17 protein-coding genes are annotated in these 11,942 nt (G+C 53.5%); 3 read left to right on the forward strand and 14 right to left on the reverse strand.

All coding sequences use genetic code 11. The features are described 5' to 3' along the window. Positions 1–496 precede the first annotated feature (496 nt). The 7 genes from B4967_RS03990 to B4967_RS04015 all read right to left on the reverse strand — a co-directional run bounded on the left by B4967_RS03990 (position 497) and on the right by B4967_RS04015 (position 3,175). Positions 497–817: a DUF427 domain-containing protein gene (locus tag B4967_RS03990; RefSeq protein ID WP_083023724.1), complete on the reverse strand. Its 321-nt coding sequence runs from the start codon at positions 815–817 to the stop codon at positions 497–499. A 122-nt stretch (positions 818–939) separates the two neighbouring features. Further along, the gene (locus B4967_RS03995; RefSeq protein ID WP_279384647.1) at positions 940–1,491 is read right to left on the reverse strand and encodes a carbon-nitrogen hydrolase family protein; all 552 of its coding nucleotides are present in this window, start codon (positions 1,489–1,491) and stop codon (positions 940–942) included. After that, positions 1,448–1,696, reverse strand: coding sequence for a nitrilase-related carbon-nitrogen hydrolase (locus B4967_RS20070; RefSeq protein WP_279384648.1), 249 nt, complete (start codon positions 1,694–1,696; stop codon positions 1,448–1,450). Before B4967_RS20070 ends, B4967_RS03995 begins: the two co-directional genes overlap by 44 nt. A 92-nt stretch (positions 1,697–1,788) precedes the next feature. Continuing rightward, on the reverse strand, positions 1,789–2,055 hold the full coding sequence (locus B4967_RS04000; protein ID WP_062372655.1) for a Txe/YoeB family addiction module toxin: 267 nt from the start codon (positions 2,053–2,055) through the stop codon (positions 1,789–1,791). Then, positions 2,048–2,302, reverse strand: coding sequence for a type II toxin-antitoxin system Phd/YefM family antitoxin (locus B4967_RS04005; protein WP_083023725.1), 255 nt, complete (start codon positions 2,300–2,302; stop codon positions 2,048–2,050). The genes B4967_RS04000 and B4967_RS04005 overlap by 8 nt, the downstream gene beginning before the upstream one ends. 82 nt (positions 2,303–2,384) lie before the next feature. Further along, on the reverse strand, positions 2,385–2,720 hold the full coding sequence (locus B4967_RS04010) for a zinc ribbon domain-containing protein YjdM (RefSeq protein WP_083023726.1): 336 nt from the start codon (positions 2,718–2,720) through the stop codon (positions 2,385–2,387). Between the two features lie 92 nt (positions 2,721–2,812). Next, the gene (locus B4967_RS04015) at positions 2,813–3,175 is read right to left on the reverse strand and encodes a winged helix-turn-helix transcriptional regulator (protein WP_083023727.1); all 363 of its coding nucleotides are present in this window, start codon (positions 3,173–3,175) and stop codon (positions 2,813–2,815) included. A 92-nt stretch (positions 3,176–3,267) separates the two neighbouring features. Between B4967_RS04015 and B4967_RS04020 the strand changes: the two genes are divergently transcribed. The 3 genes from B4967_RS04020 to B4967_RS04030 all read left to right on the forward strand — a co-directional run bounded on the left by B4967_RS04020 (position 3,268) and on the right by B4967_RS04030 (position 5,427). Beyond that, on the forward strand, positions 3,268–3,597 hold the full coding sequence (locus B4967_RS04020; RefSeq protein WP_083023728.1) for a nuclear transport factor 2 family protein: 330 nt from the start codon (positions 3,268–3,270) through the stop codon (positions 3,595–3,597). After that, on the forward strand, positions 3,594–4,367 hold the full coding sequence (locus B4967_RS04025) for an SDR family oxidoreductase (protein WP_083023729.1): 774 nt from the start codon (positions 3,594–3,596) through the stop codon (positions 4,365–4,367). The genes B4967_RS04020 and B4967_RS04025 overlap by 4 nt, the downstream gene beginning before the upstream one ends. Positions 4,368–4,458: 91 nt before the next feature. Further along, positions 4,459–5,427, forward strand: coding sequence for a zinc-binding metallopeptidase family protein (locus B4967_RS04030; protein ID WP_083023730.1), 969 nt, complete (start codon positions 4,459–4,461; stop codon positions 5,425–5,427). Between the two features lie 25 nt (positions 5,428–5,452). Here the strand turns inward: B4967_RS04030 and B4967_RS04035 are convergent, their stop codons facing one another. The 7 genes from B4967_RS04035 to B4967_RS04065 all read right to left on the reverse strand — a co-directional run bounded on the left by B4967_RS04035 (position 5,453) and on the right by B4967_RS04065 (position 11,412). Then, positions 5,453–6,346 carry a dihydrodipicolinate synthase family protein gene (locus tag B4967_RS04035; RefSeq protein WP_083023731.1) on the reverse strand — a complete coding sequence of 298 codons (894 nt, stop codon included), beginning with the start codon at positions 6,344–6,346 and terminating at the stop codon, positions 5,453–5,455. Between the two features lie 107 nt (positions 6,347–6,453). Then, a complete protein-coding gene (locus B4967_RS04040) occupies positions 6,454–7,560 on the reverse strand; it encodes a hypothetical protein (protein ID WP_243470315.1) in 1,107 nt (368 codons plus the stop codon). Positions 7,561–8,027: 467 nt separating this feature from the next. Next, the gene (locus tag B4967_RS04045) at positions 8,028–8,768 is read right to left on the reverse strand and encodes a hypothetical protein (protein WP_083023732.1); all 741 of its coding nucleotides are present in this window, start codon (positions 8,766–8,768) and stop codon (positions 8,028–8,030) included. Positions 8,769–8,870: 102 nt separating this feature from the next. After that, the gene (locus tag B4967_RS04050; protein ID WP_083023733.1) at positions 8,871–9,578 is read right to left on the reverse strand and encodes a C39 family peptidase; all 708 of its coding nucleotides are present in this window, start codon (positions 9,576–9,578) and stop codon (positions 8,871–8,873) included. A 76-nt stretch (positions 9,579–9,654) separates the two neighbouring features. Then, positions 9,655–10,077: a hypothetical protein gene (locus B4967_RS04055; RefSeq protein ID WP_083023734.1), complete on the reverse strand. Its 423-nt coding sequence runs from the start codon at positions 10,075–10,077 to the stop codon at positions 9,655–9,657. Beyond that, a complete protein-coding gene (locus B4967_RS04060) occupies positions 10,077–10,586 on the reverse strand; it encodes a hypothetical protein (RefSeq protein WP_083023735.1) in 510 nt (169 codons plus the stop codon). Before B4967_RS04060 ends, B4967_RS04055 begins: the two co-directional genes overlap by 1 nt. A 64-nt stretch (positions 10,587–10,650) precedes the next feature. Next, on the reverse strand, positions 10,651–11,412 hold the full coding sequence (locus tag B4967_RS04065; RefSeq protein ID WP_083023737.1) for a hypothetical protein: 762 nt from the start codon (positions 11,410–11,412) through the stop codon (positions 10,651–10,653). Positions 11,413–11,942: the final 530 nt, after the last annotated feature.

Raw genomic sequence — 11,942 nt, forward strand, 5'->3', positions numbered from 1 at the left:
CCGGCTTCACGGATTCAGGATTTTGATAGTCATAGCCTCTTTTCTCTAATTCTTTTTTAAAAAGATCGTTATATTTATCTTTTCCATAAACCCAACTACATACTGTGTTTTTTAACTCCCGTAAAAAATCACTTCTTCTTTCTTGCATGTCTGTATAATTTACGCACACACCTTTATGGGTTTTACCCTCCGGCTTACTTAAATCAAACGTAAAATGACAAGTATGCTTAATTAAAGAATCAACATTTGGTCAGTAGATTTCTAATTTTTTCATCATTCATATTAAAAACTTTTTAGTTATAGCTGGGTTTTTATGGTTGAAAACATGTAACAATTCTTGTATAGCCTGCGACATAATCTGAGTGAAACCGGCGGCACTTGCATTCAACTTATATTTCCTTTAACTCACATACCAACCTATTTAAGTCAAAATAAATTAAGCATAAATAGGCAGCATTCCGCTCCTGCCGTGATATCCGCTCGGGATTGAAAGCCATCATTTATTCACTACCAAATAAAACGCCACCCTACCCGCAATAGCCTCAACCTCTTCCATCGGCTCCTCATAACTCCAAGCAATATCCCGTCGCTCACCCAGCGAAAAATACACTGCATGCCCTTTAAACGGGCAATAAGTGGTCGTTTCCGAAACAGTAAGTAAGTCCATCCGCACGTCTTTACGTGGGAAGTAGTGGCGCGGCGGGTAGCCGGGTTCGCGGAGTTCCAGGGTATCGGTGGGGTCGGCTAACAGAACGCCATCCGCCCGCACTTGCATGCGCTGCTGGCTAGGGTGAAGCGTTATGCGGGCATCCTGCATCGTGTTGTCCCTGCGGCGTTGTTCGCTCTAATGCTTCGAGACTAGCAGTTAATTTAGGTTAAGCCCACCTTACCGGATTAGTTTTTAGTCGGTAACTCATACTTAGCTATGTAAGTTAGTCATCACTTCCACGCTACTACTATGCCACCGTAATGAATGCGGCACAGCACTAAGCTGGGTTGGGTGCCGCTGGCTTGCACGTTTAACTCCCCTGCTGCGTTCCAGCCGCCGCTATTGCCACAGGTTTGCCAGCCGCCCGTGTTGGAAACGTGGTTGGCGAGCAATACCGGCAGTTGGTGGCGCTTTGCGATGGTGGCGAGCAGCTCGGCATCGTTGGCATAGCCACGTGGGGAGATCAGCGCGCTGGCGAGATATACGTCCGCCTGCTGTTTGGCTGCAGTAGCGGCGTGTATGGAGTGGGTGAAGTCGGCGCAAACGGCCAGGGCGATGCGTGTACCGTTAACGTTGATTAGGCCACTTTCAGTGCCGGGGGCACAGTAAACATCTTCCCCTTCGTGAAGGTGCTGCTTTAGGTAGAAGGTGTGTTCGCCGTTGGGGAAGCAGATCACCGCTGCGATGTAGGGCTTGCCGTTCGGGTTGTGCAGTGGGCAGCCTGCGATTACCACCGTGTTATTGGCTACGGCTGCAGCGGTGAGGGCGGCAAATGGTGGCATCGTCGCGGGGCATGGCCAGCCGGCTGAGGAGCGCCGGCTCGTAGCCGGTGAGCGAGAGTTCGGGAAAGGCCACCACGTTGGCCTTCAGCGCGGCGGCGCGTTCTATGTAAGCTAGGTGCCTTTGGAGGTGGTCGTCTACCGCCGCTTTGCTGACAGGCAGTTGGGCGAGTGCGATGGTGATGGGGGCTGGTGTGGTAGCTGTCATTTTTTCCACTTAGCTGGCTGGGTGCAGGCACAGTCGCGGGCTAAAGTCACCTCCCACTGCTGGCTCACTCTCGGGGCCGATTCAGTTGCGGGCTAATAGTGATAGCGGCAAGAAATGACAGTGATCGCGTGGTGATCGACTGCATAAACAAGCCGATTAGTATCGTCTATACGTCGAGACCAAAAGCCCGCTAGGTTTTCTTTTAAGGGCTCTGGCTTGCCGATTCCTTCAAAGGGAGAGCGCTTTACATCGTTTATCAGCTTATTAATGCGCTTAAGGGTTTTCTTATCCTGCGCTTGCCAATAGACGTAGTCGTTCCAAGATTCATCTGTCCAACACAACAGTCGCTGACTACTCATCCATTAACTCTCGTGCGCTTGTTTGGCCAGCACGATATTGCGCTATTGAGCGGTTAAGGTGTTCAGCATGTTTAGGCGAACGAAGCAGGTGCACTGTTTCCATTAGGCTATTGTAATAATCCAGCGACATCACAACGGCATCTTCAGCATCCCTGCGCGTGATCACGGTGGTATCCGCATCATTAACGACGCCATCCAGCACGGCTTTTAAGCCATTCCTCGCTTCTGTAAAAGACACAATTTTCATACACGCCTCACATGTACTATTTAGGGTACAAGTCTAGCCGTTGCTCGCAAACCTGTACAGCTAATAAGACAGAACGACTGCTTCAGGCCTTTTTCACAAACTGTGCGGTCACCATCATGTCGCCTGCGCCGTCTACTTTGCAGTCTAGCTGGTGGTCTTTGCCCTCTTTTAGCCGTTTGATGACGGCTTTGGTGCCGATCTTGAGTACTTGGGAGCTGCCTTTGACCTTGAGGTCTTTGATCAGCGTAACCTTGTCGCCTTCGGCGAGCGGCGTGCCGTGGGCATCTGCCACGTTCACAGCCTCTTCGGCGGCGGCTTCTTCAGGGTTCCATTCGTGGGCGCATTCACGGCAGATGAACAGGCGTTGATCCTGGTAGACGAATTCCGACTGGCAGCGGGGGCATGGCGGGCAAGACATAAGCAGTGGCTTCTGTGGTAAATGAGCGGTGATGATACTGAGCCAGGGCAGCCTTGGCGACTGGCGAGCGCCGCCGTGGGCGCTGGCGAGGCTCAGGCGCTGGCATCGTCCGCGTGTTCGGTGAGGTGAAACACGTCTTTCTGCTCGGCCCATTTCAGCTGCGCATCCAGCGCGGGGCAGAGCGCTTGGCCCCACTCGGTTAGGCGGTATTCCACTTTGGGCGGCACTTGCGGGTACACCTTGCGCGCCACGATGCCATCGGCTTCCAGTTGCCGCAGTTGCTGGGCGAGCATCTTTTGCGAGATGCCGGGGAACAGCTTTTCAAAATCGGAGAAGCGCTGCACGTTACCGTCGAAGAGGTGGAAGAGAATAATCAACTTCCAGCGCCCTTCCAGCATTTTTAATACATCTTCCACTCCGCTGGCCGCGCTAGTGGGCGTGTAAATCCTTCTCATGGGTAAGCCACTTACCTTTTTGTGCGTTCTTGATAATCGGTAAGCCTAAGCAGAAGATCCTCGTACAGCAACCACGATGAGGAAGGCTTACCATGAGCGTGTCACTCTCTACTCCCATTGCCACCTATATCGACATTAGCAACGGCGCGGATGATGCCCCACTGGCGGAGTGCTTTACCGCCGATGCCCGCGTGGTGGATGAAGGGCAAACCCACCAGGGCATTGCCGCCATTCGTGCCTGGTTACGCGGCACCCGCCGCCAGTTTGAGTACCACGTGGAGCCCACTGACGTCTCTCGTGATGGCGACAAGATGGTGATTACCACCACCGTGACCGGCGATTTTCCCGGTAGCCCGGTGCAGCTGTTTCACCATATCGAACTGGCCGATGAACGCATTCAAAGCTTGGAGATTACCCCATGAACCTGCAGCTTAGCGGCCGTCGCGTATTGATCACGGGTGGGGGTAAAGGCGCGGGCGCGGCGGTGGGGGCGCTGTTTCGTGAAGAGGGCGCCCAGGTGTTAACCACCGCCCGCAACCGCCCCGAGGCTCTGCCTGAAGAGCTGTTCGTCGCCGCCGATCTCACCACGGCCGAAGGCTGCGCGACAGTGGCGGAAGCCGTGAAGGCGCGCATGGGCGGTGTGGATATCATCGTGCATGTGGTGGGCGGTTCATCCGCCCCGGCTGGCGGCTTTGCGGCCCTGGGTGAAGACGAGTGGCAGCAGGAGCTGAACCTGAACCTGTTCCCCGCCGTGCGGCTAGACCGCGCCCTGCTGCCGGGCATGCTAGCCCAGGGTGAAGGGGTAATCGTTCACGTGACTTCTATTCAGCGGGAGCTGCCTTTGCCGGAATCCACCACCGCCTACGCGGCGGCCAAAGCGGCGCTCTCGACCTATAGCAAGAGTTTATCGAAGGAGGTGTCGCCACAAGGCGTGCGGGTGGTGCGCGTCTCACCGGGTTGGATAGAGACGGAAGCCGCCGTTGCCTTGGCGGAGCGTCTGGCCGAGCAGGCGGGCACCGATTACGAGGGCGGCAAGCAGATCATCATGGGCGCGCTGGGCGGCATCCCGCTGGGCAGGCCCTCTACCCCGGCGGAAGTGGCGAACCTGATTGCGTTCGTGGCCTCGCCGCTGGCAGGCTCAATCACGGGCACGGAGTTTGTGATTGATGGCGGCACGGTTCCGGTAGCGTAGCGCTTAATTGGCCGGGTATCTCAATCGCTATTGGCGTAGGCAGGCCTCGGCTCCTAGACTGAAGCTTCGTTTCTCTTGAGATACCCGACCTATGCGTGTTTTTTCTAATCCGGTCGGTGCCGGTTCACTCTGGTTTGATAACCTGGTCACGGCGGATGGTGTGCCGGTGGCTTACGACCCCCAGGCACGGGCGTTTATTCCCATGCCGCCCTTCTGTGCCAATCGTGAAGTGATTGGCTGTAACTGGATTGCCCCCAAGCATGGCGAGTTCTGCCGCGCCTGCGCGATGACCGCCCTAGCCCCGGACCCTGCCATTTCCGATGCGATACCCAACTGGGCGCAAACCGAGGCAGCCAAGCGCTGGGTAATTGATAACCTAGGCCGCTGGCACTGGTTTCGCCCGGAAGACCCCGGCGCGCCGCCGGTGTTTCATATGCTGGCGGAAGGCGGTACGCCTGTCCCCATGGGGCACGTGGGTGGCGTGGTGACGATTAGCGTGGCGGAAGCTGATGCCGTGCTACGCACCACTCGTAAAGAGGCGTTGGATGAACCTTACCGCACCATGATTGGCCATATGCGCCATGAAATTGCTCATATGCTGTGGTGGCGCCTTAGCTTGCGGAAGGATTTTCTGGATGACTTCCGCGAGATGTTTGGCGATGAGCGGGAGGATTACCCGGCAGCGCTGCAGCGCCACTATGAAAACGGCCCGCCTGCGGATTGGCAAACGCGGTTTCTGTCGACCTACGCCTCTTCTCACCCCCATGAGGATTGGGCGGAAACCACTTCGCACCTGCTGCACTTAACCGATATCACCGATAGCTTTGTGTCGTCGGGCATGACCTCGCCCGTGCTACCGGATGACCATAATTGGGATGCCTACGCTGAACCGGATTCAGAGCGGCTGATTCATATTGCGGCATCCTTAGTGGCAGGCGTAAACCATGTAAACCGTTCGATGGGGCTGTCGGATCTCTACCCGTTTGTGCTTTCCGAAGTGGCGCTGCGCAAGCTGGAGTTTGTTCACAACTGGCTGCGGCGCCGTGCGCAAGTGCTTTAGCCACGTGCGCTTTGCTTGATGCGATTTAGTGAAGGTCCAGTGCCTCGATCACCGCTGCCACCCGTTGACGAGCTTCCCCTTGCAGGGTGTTCGGGGGTTGGGGCAAGCAAGGTGCGCTGGCGCGACCAGTGAGTTCGGCAATGGTCGCCGCTACCCGAAGGCTGCCGCCATAGTCGTGATACAACGCCCATAGCGGTGCTAAGGCGTCTGAGCGGGCTTGAGCCTGTTCAGCGTCGCCCGCTTGGGCGGCGCGTGTTAGCGCCAGCGCTAGTTCTGGGTAGAGCCCGCCCATCACCGAATACCACGCCTCGCAGCCTGCCAACAGGCCCGTCGCGGCGGCGGGGTCGCCGCTGATGCCGATGGTCACATCATTAGGAATCAGCGCCCGCAGCCGCGCCACGCGAGCTTTGGCGTCTTCTAGGTTGTAGGGCACTGGCGGAATTTTAATTGAGCGCACCTGGGGCAACTCGGCAATGCGCCCGTGCAGCTCGTCGCTGAACGTAAAGTGCGTGGTGCCGGGGTTGTCGTACACGCACAGCGGCACGCTAATGGCGCGGCTGACGGTGCTGAACAGGCTAAACACGTCGTCATCAGTCAGCTTTTGGTACGAAACAGGCGCTAACAGCAGGCCGCCAGCCCCAGCCTGCTGTGCGTGCTCAGCATTGGCCAGCACATCGCGGATGCGCAGCGCACCAATGCCTACCACCACCGGCACCCCCGCCGCACTCTCCACGCTCAGCTTGGCCACCCGCGCCCGCTCTTCCACGCTTAAATAAGCGTAGCTACCGGTAGAACCCAGCACGCCGATGGAATCCACCTGCGCCTGCGCCAAGCGCGCCACTAGCTGGGTAAATTCCTGCTCGTTGATGCCTTGCTCATTCATGGGGGTTAACGGAAATGCACTCAGGCCGGTAAACATGGGGGTGTCCTTTTAGGGTAAGTTAGGTATTAGCGTAGTGGTTGGCCTAGCGTATGAAAAAGTCTAGGGCAGCCCCTGTGCCTGTGGCACAGGGGCATAACACCTGTTTAGATCTGAAAAGGCATACGGAAATCGAGGGTAAAGTCTGGCGCATCGTCCGTCATGCCGATACCAATACTGGTAACAATCGACGTGGAGTCTGATAGGCCATAAGTAGCACCAAAATTTACAGAGGCGGCATTAGCGCTACTGCCAATTATCGTTTGCTCACGCCCACCACTAGCGGTAACTTTTGTTGCCAGAGCGTGCTGATGAGTAAACGACATAGAGAGACTAAATCGCTCGTTCAATGCGAAGGCTGTCCCAAACCCTAGGCGGATATTATCGCCAAGATTCACTTCACCGGGCACTACCTGATCGTTTGAGTTGATATCGTCAAAGCTTCGTTTGATGTTATGGGTGTAGCCAATATTAGCGAAGATAATGGCGGGGTCGATGGTTTTAAGAAACGATAGGCCAGTGCCTACGCCCCAAACACCGTTACCGGTAGGGAGAGTGGTCGGCACCGAGAGGTTTTCAGTTTCACCCTCTCCTGCATCCACAATCCTCGTATTCGTTCTGATGTCGTAAGGGTGTTTACCAGTAGGTGCCCGAACAGAGAAATTCCAGACAACATCGGGCCGGGATTCAGTCTCAGGTAAGAGACGATAATACAGCCCGGCGCTAATATCCCCCAGGTCGCCCTGGCTGACGGTTTCTTCAACCAACCCGCCTGTTGATCCACCAGCACCAATAGTCTCGTAGTGGCTGCTGCGGTAGACATAGGGGAGCATGAGTTCTATCTCTAAACGGTCTGTTACACCGTAACGAGTATTCAAGTCGAATGTAGTGGTGTGGCTCTCTATCGTATCGACGTTGATATTGCCGAGAAAGATCGCATCCAGCGCCAAGAACCCACTTAGGGCCAAGTCACTGCGGTCGGAGTAGGAGTAGCTGATTCCTGGCTCAATCGTTAACCGATCAGAGAACAGAGCATGCTCCTCGCGTAGAACGTCCCGAACGCTTTGACTGGGCTGGGCATCTCGAACAACTTCTTCATTGGCGTCCTGTGCCATCGCTACCGGCGAGATACTCGCGGCAGCGAGAAGCAGTAACGAGAGCGAAAGTTGGTAACCGGCAGACTGCATCTGGTTTGTCGATTTGTGTTCCGGCATTATTGCCTCCCTTGAATATGAGCTCGTTACGAGCATTTTGCCTTCACTTCTCCACTCGCGAAGAAAGGCTAGACTTCTTGATACCTTTCGACAGCCTTTCAAGCAATAGTCTTGACACAATAAGCATGAAAAAGATTGACGACTCTCGTCATACTGTTTGATTAAGATTGCAGTCTAGCGAAGGCTCTACAAAAAATTAGGTTTTTTTGAGATCAGTTTCTGCGCCTACTCAATAGGCATAGATCAGCATTCATGTCGAACTGATTTATCAGGACATATTAGGGGCTAATTTTGGCTTAGCACATATTGCTGCAGGAAGTCAGCAAGGCGGAGGGCAGCCCTCAAAATTGAGAGCTGCGTAGTCAGTCGATACTTAATAGGTTGTCATCGAGAAGGTGCTACACCGTTTAAACGCCTAGCAATACAGCGATGCTGGGGCTTTTACCTAGAGATCAGATCTAGCCTTGCTACAAGTGTTCCAGTGAACGGACTGAGTTCAATAAGTGTTTGAACTCATGGTTAAACCCAGCTTCGGAGCTACTTCCCAGCTGAACATTCAAGCGCGTCATATTACTGATTTGCTGGTGGTCACTGATGAGTTGGATAGATTGATGAAGTCCGCGGCTTGAGCGTATTTCCTGGCTGACCACGCCTGCACCAGGTACGGACAGCATCATTCCGAGCCCACCGGCCTGCCTGCCAATGGTCACTTGGGCACCGCCCGGTGTGGTTTCTATCAGTTTTTCGTTGGCTGGCTGGTGGTTGCTGTTTGCTACGTCTTGCCCTACATCCACCCAGAAGGCGTTATTGGCACTATTGAAGTCTCCACCTGCTTGTACCAGCTGTACGACCCCCTCAGCATTAAAACTGCCACCATCAAGCACTGGGGTCGTATCGCTCATCGCTTGTTGATAAGCCGCATACGCTTCTGGCGTGGTAGCGGTAATATGAGTGGAGAATTGAGGTGTAGGCTGGCCTCCTGCCATATCAAAGCCTAGATTCGCCCGGGCATGAATATCCTCACCTGCCGAGGTTTGCCAGCGCGTCGACATTTCCACGCCAAAAAAGAGGATCTCGCGACTGTTGACCGCTTTACCGCGCAGCTGTGCTAATTCATGATCCGCCAGCTGCCTACCATTCTGAAAAGCTGAATCGCTGAAGTCTGTAGATGCAGTGGTTGCCGCCTGCGCCAGCGGCGTAAACGCCATTATCAAAGATGCGCCGAGCAGCCGATACAGTCATCTTGCCGTGGCACCGCTTACTTTCATGCCCGTTCATGCTTTCATCCTTATGATCATTGCACCAAGCGGTCAGAACACTTCAGCATGGCGAAATCCAAAATCCAGTAATTGCTGCTTGGGCACCGGGGAGAAAACATCTGTTAGTCGGCGTGCCGTTAACGGCTGGGCCGGGTCTAGCAACACCGTATGGGTGTCAAAATTCTCACCGATGACTGCAAAGATGATGTTGTTCCAAGCATCGAGAAATTCGGAACGATTCATGACTTTGTTACCCAGCGCGGGGTCACCAATATAAACACGGTCCCCTACTACCTTTTTCATCACTACAAAGTGTTGATAACCAGCGAGATTAAGCAGCACAATGACAGGAATAGAGACGGCATCCAGGGCATCCCCCTCAATCTCGTAGCCCCTAGCACGCAAGCCAACCGATTCCACATAATTGCGTAGATCAAGCAGAGAAAACCCCATGCGCTGCGCCATCTCGGGATCACTAACCGCAAACATTCCTTCAAGCACATCCACCTCAGTCACCTCTGACCAGCCGTAGGCATACTTGAGAATGGTTGCCAGGGATGCCGCGCCACAGGAAAAGTCCGTTTCCTGCGCGATAAGGTTTTCAAAGCGACGTTCCCGAATCGACTGCACCTCTTTGGTTACTAAGGTGCCAGGCAACACATTTCCCAGCCGGATTGTTGCGGCATCTGCCCGTTGGGTGGCCAGTGTATTACCAGCAGTAAGAGCGAGGCTGAGCAGCGCTATCGCAAAGGTTTTCATACCGATTTCCCTGCCAAGCAACCTGATTAGAAAAACCCGGCCCGCACAGCGGGCCGGGCCTTATCCCCGGTACCGCTTACTGAGCGCGAGCGATGGACAGGGTGTTGCTTTGCATGTTGCCGTTACCTGAGGAGATGTTGACGCCGACGTTACCGGCAGCACTAGCCAGTGCATTGTTCAGTACGGCATTGTTTGTATTGTTCGCAACGGAGACGGTAAACGGTCCGACATTAGCCGCATAAAGGTCATTGTCGGAGACGTTGTTGTAGGATACCTGAACGCCACCAGTCGTTGCTTCCGCGGAGCTACCCTGGCCTACCGCTAGCGTCATGGCATTGTTCTGAACATTTCCTGCTCCAGAGGCAACGTTAACACCGATGTTACCCGAAACATTATTCATCGAATTGTCAATCACAGCGCTGTTCGTAGTGCCATCGTTGTCATAGCTGTTATTGGAGGAGGACTGAATGGAGTAGGTAGCTGCCTTGGCAAACACCATCAAGGCATCATTATTACCGTTATCACCTCCGCCGTTGCCACCGCCATTACCGCCACGTTACCACCGTCATGACGACCACCAAACAGCATACTTTCTACACCAGATTCCTCTCCTGCATTACCGCTTGCAATTGATGTATCGTTGGCCTGTTTATTGAGATCGCCTGACGCCACGTTAATGCCAATATTACCGGTAGCGTTATTGCTGGAGCCTGTAACTCCGGCATTATTCACACTCTTGTCCGAATATACGGCATTGTCATCGGTAAACTGCTTACGATCGATGGTGGCTGCAGCGAAGTTATCTGCTGATGCGGCTTCCATTTCAAAAGTGACGCCTACCTCGATTGAGTTTGCAACACTATGCTCAAGTGCTACCGAGATATCGTTTTCGACATCCACATCCAGATAGGCATCGGTGTCGAAATCATTGCTACCGTTGTATTCCGCCAGCGCATAAGGAGCCGCGAGAAGTGCTGCGATAGCCAACTGCGAGAGGTGCTTTTGCAAACGTTTTCATTGCCTTTCTCCTGAATGAAACTGCAAGTCTTGCTCTTGATTAAGGAAGGCGTTACTACCTGAGAGCACCGGATGTCATACGGATACCGACATGGTTCCCGGTAGCGTTGCCCATTCCAGCCGACTGATTTACTTGGATGACGCCACGTGACCCCGCAAAGGCCGACTTCTCAATCTCGACCCGCCGCGACGACGCATTGTCCTCCGCCTCTTCTGTCAGCTCCTGCGTTCGAGGCAGCACTTGGCTCAGCGACTCGCTGGCCAAGGAGCTGCCTCTTATGCCCAGCGCTACACTCAAGGTGTTGCTCTGCACATTTGATTGCCCCGCCGCTTGGTTGACGGATATCCAGCCCACCGCTTGGTTCAGTGCTTGATCTTTGATCACTGCACTGGCTTGTTCGGGCTCGAGGCGATTGTTCAAAGCGGCTATCTGCACCACGATGTTGTTAGCCAAGGCATTGTCTCCTATGGCAATAACACCGGAATTGCTCTGCAGATTGCCGTAACCTGACGCCATGTTGACGTTGATGGCCCCCTGAACATTACTAAGGGAGCGGCCGTCGATGAGAGAGGCGGCACGGTAGTTGGTAGTGAACACTCGGTGATAGCTATCGTCAGGCAAACTCTCCTGTGCCCACGCGCTAGCGATGAAACCAGTGATGAATAACGTCGAGACGCCCTTAGTCAGCATGGCCACCGCCTTGAGGTTTGCCTTGTATTTGGCATACTTAGCTAGGCATGCATCGACGTTACCTTTATGGTAATCATCGCCCCTCTGCTCACGCCGCTGCTTATCTCTCACCTGTTTCACAATCATGGTTTTACGCCTGTGGAATTGGGTGAACCAGGCACTACCCAGATACCAAAATTCACAAAAAATATACTTTTGAAACCTTTGGTAACAGAGTAAAAGAGGATTAAGAGAGTTTAAACCTGATATTTGTCGATGCTTTTGTTGATATTGCTCATTCAACAATGGCAAATAAGAAGCCAATTAATATTAATTAGTCAGAATGGTTATTTTAATTTATGACTCTGATGCCTACTAATCACCTTTTGGCAACAGGCAATGCTTATTGAATCGTTTCATATCTCGCAATCTGCGGCAGGCGCCTCTGTTTGCGCTGCTATTTACTAACGTTTGGGTATTTGTCAAATACTTCACCTGCCTCATTAAAAAGGCTTACTATAAACGCTAATAACCAATAATTATTTGGGAAGTTAATATAAGAAAAATAGACTAATAAGAGTAAAAACCACTGGCGCCCTTTAATGTTGGCTAACTCCAGCGAGCACCCAATTTAAGAAAGTCTTAGCACTGTCAGTAAGACCTGAATCCGTGAAGCC

The organism is Vreelandella lionensis (assembly GCF_002087295.1).
GTDB lineage: Bacteria > Pseudomonadota > Gammaproteobacteria > Pseudomonadales > Halomonadaceae > Vreelandella > Vreelandella lionensis.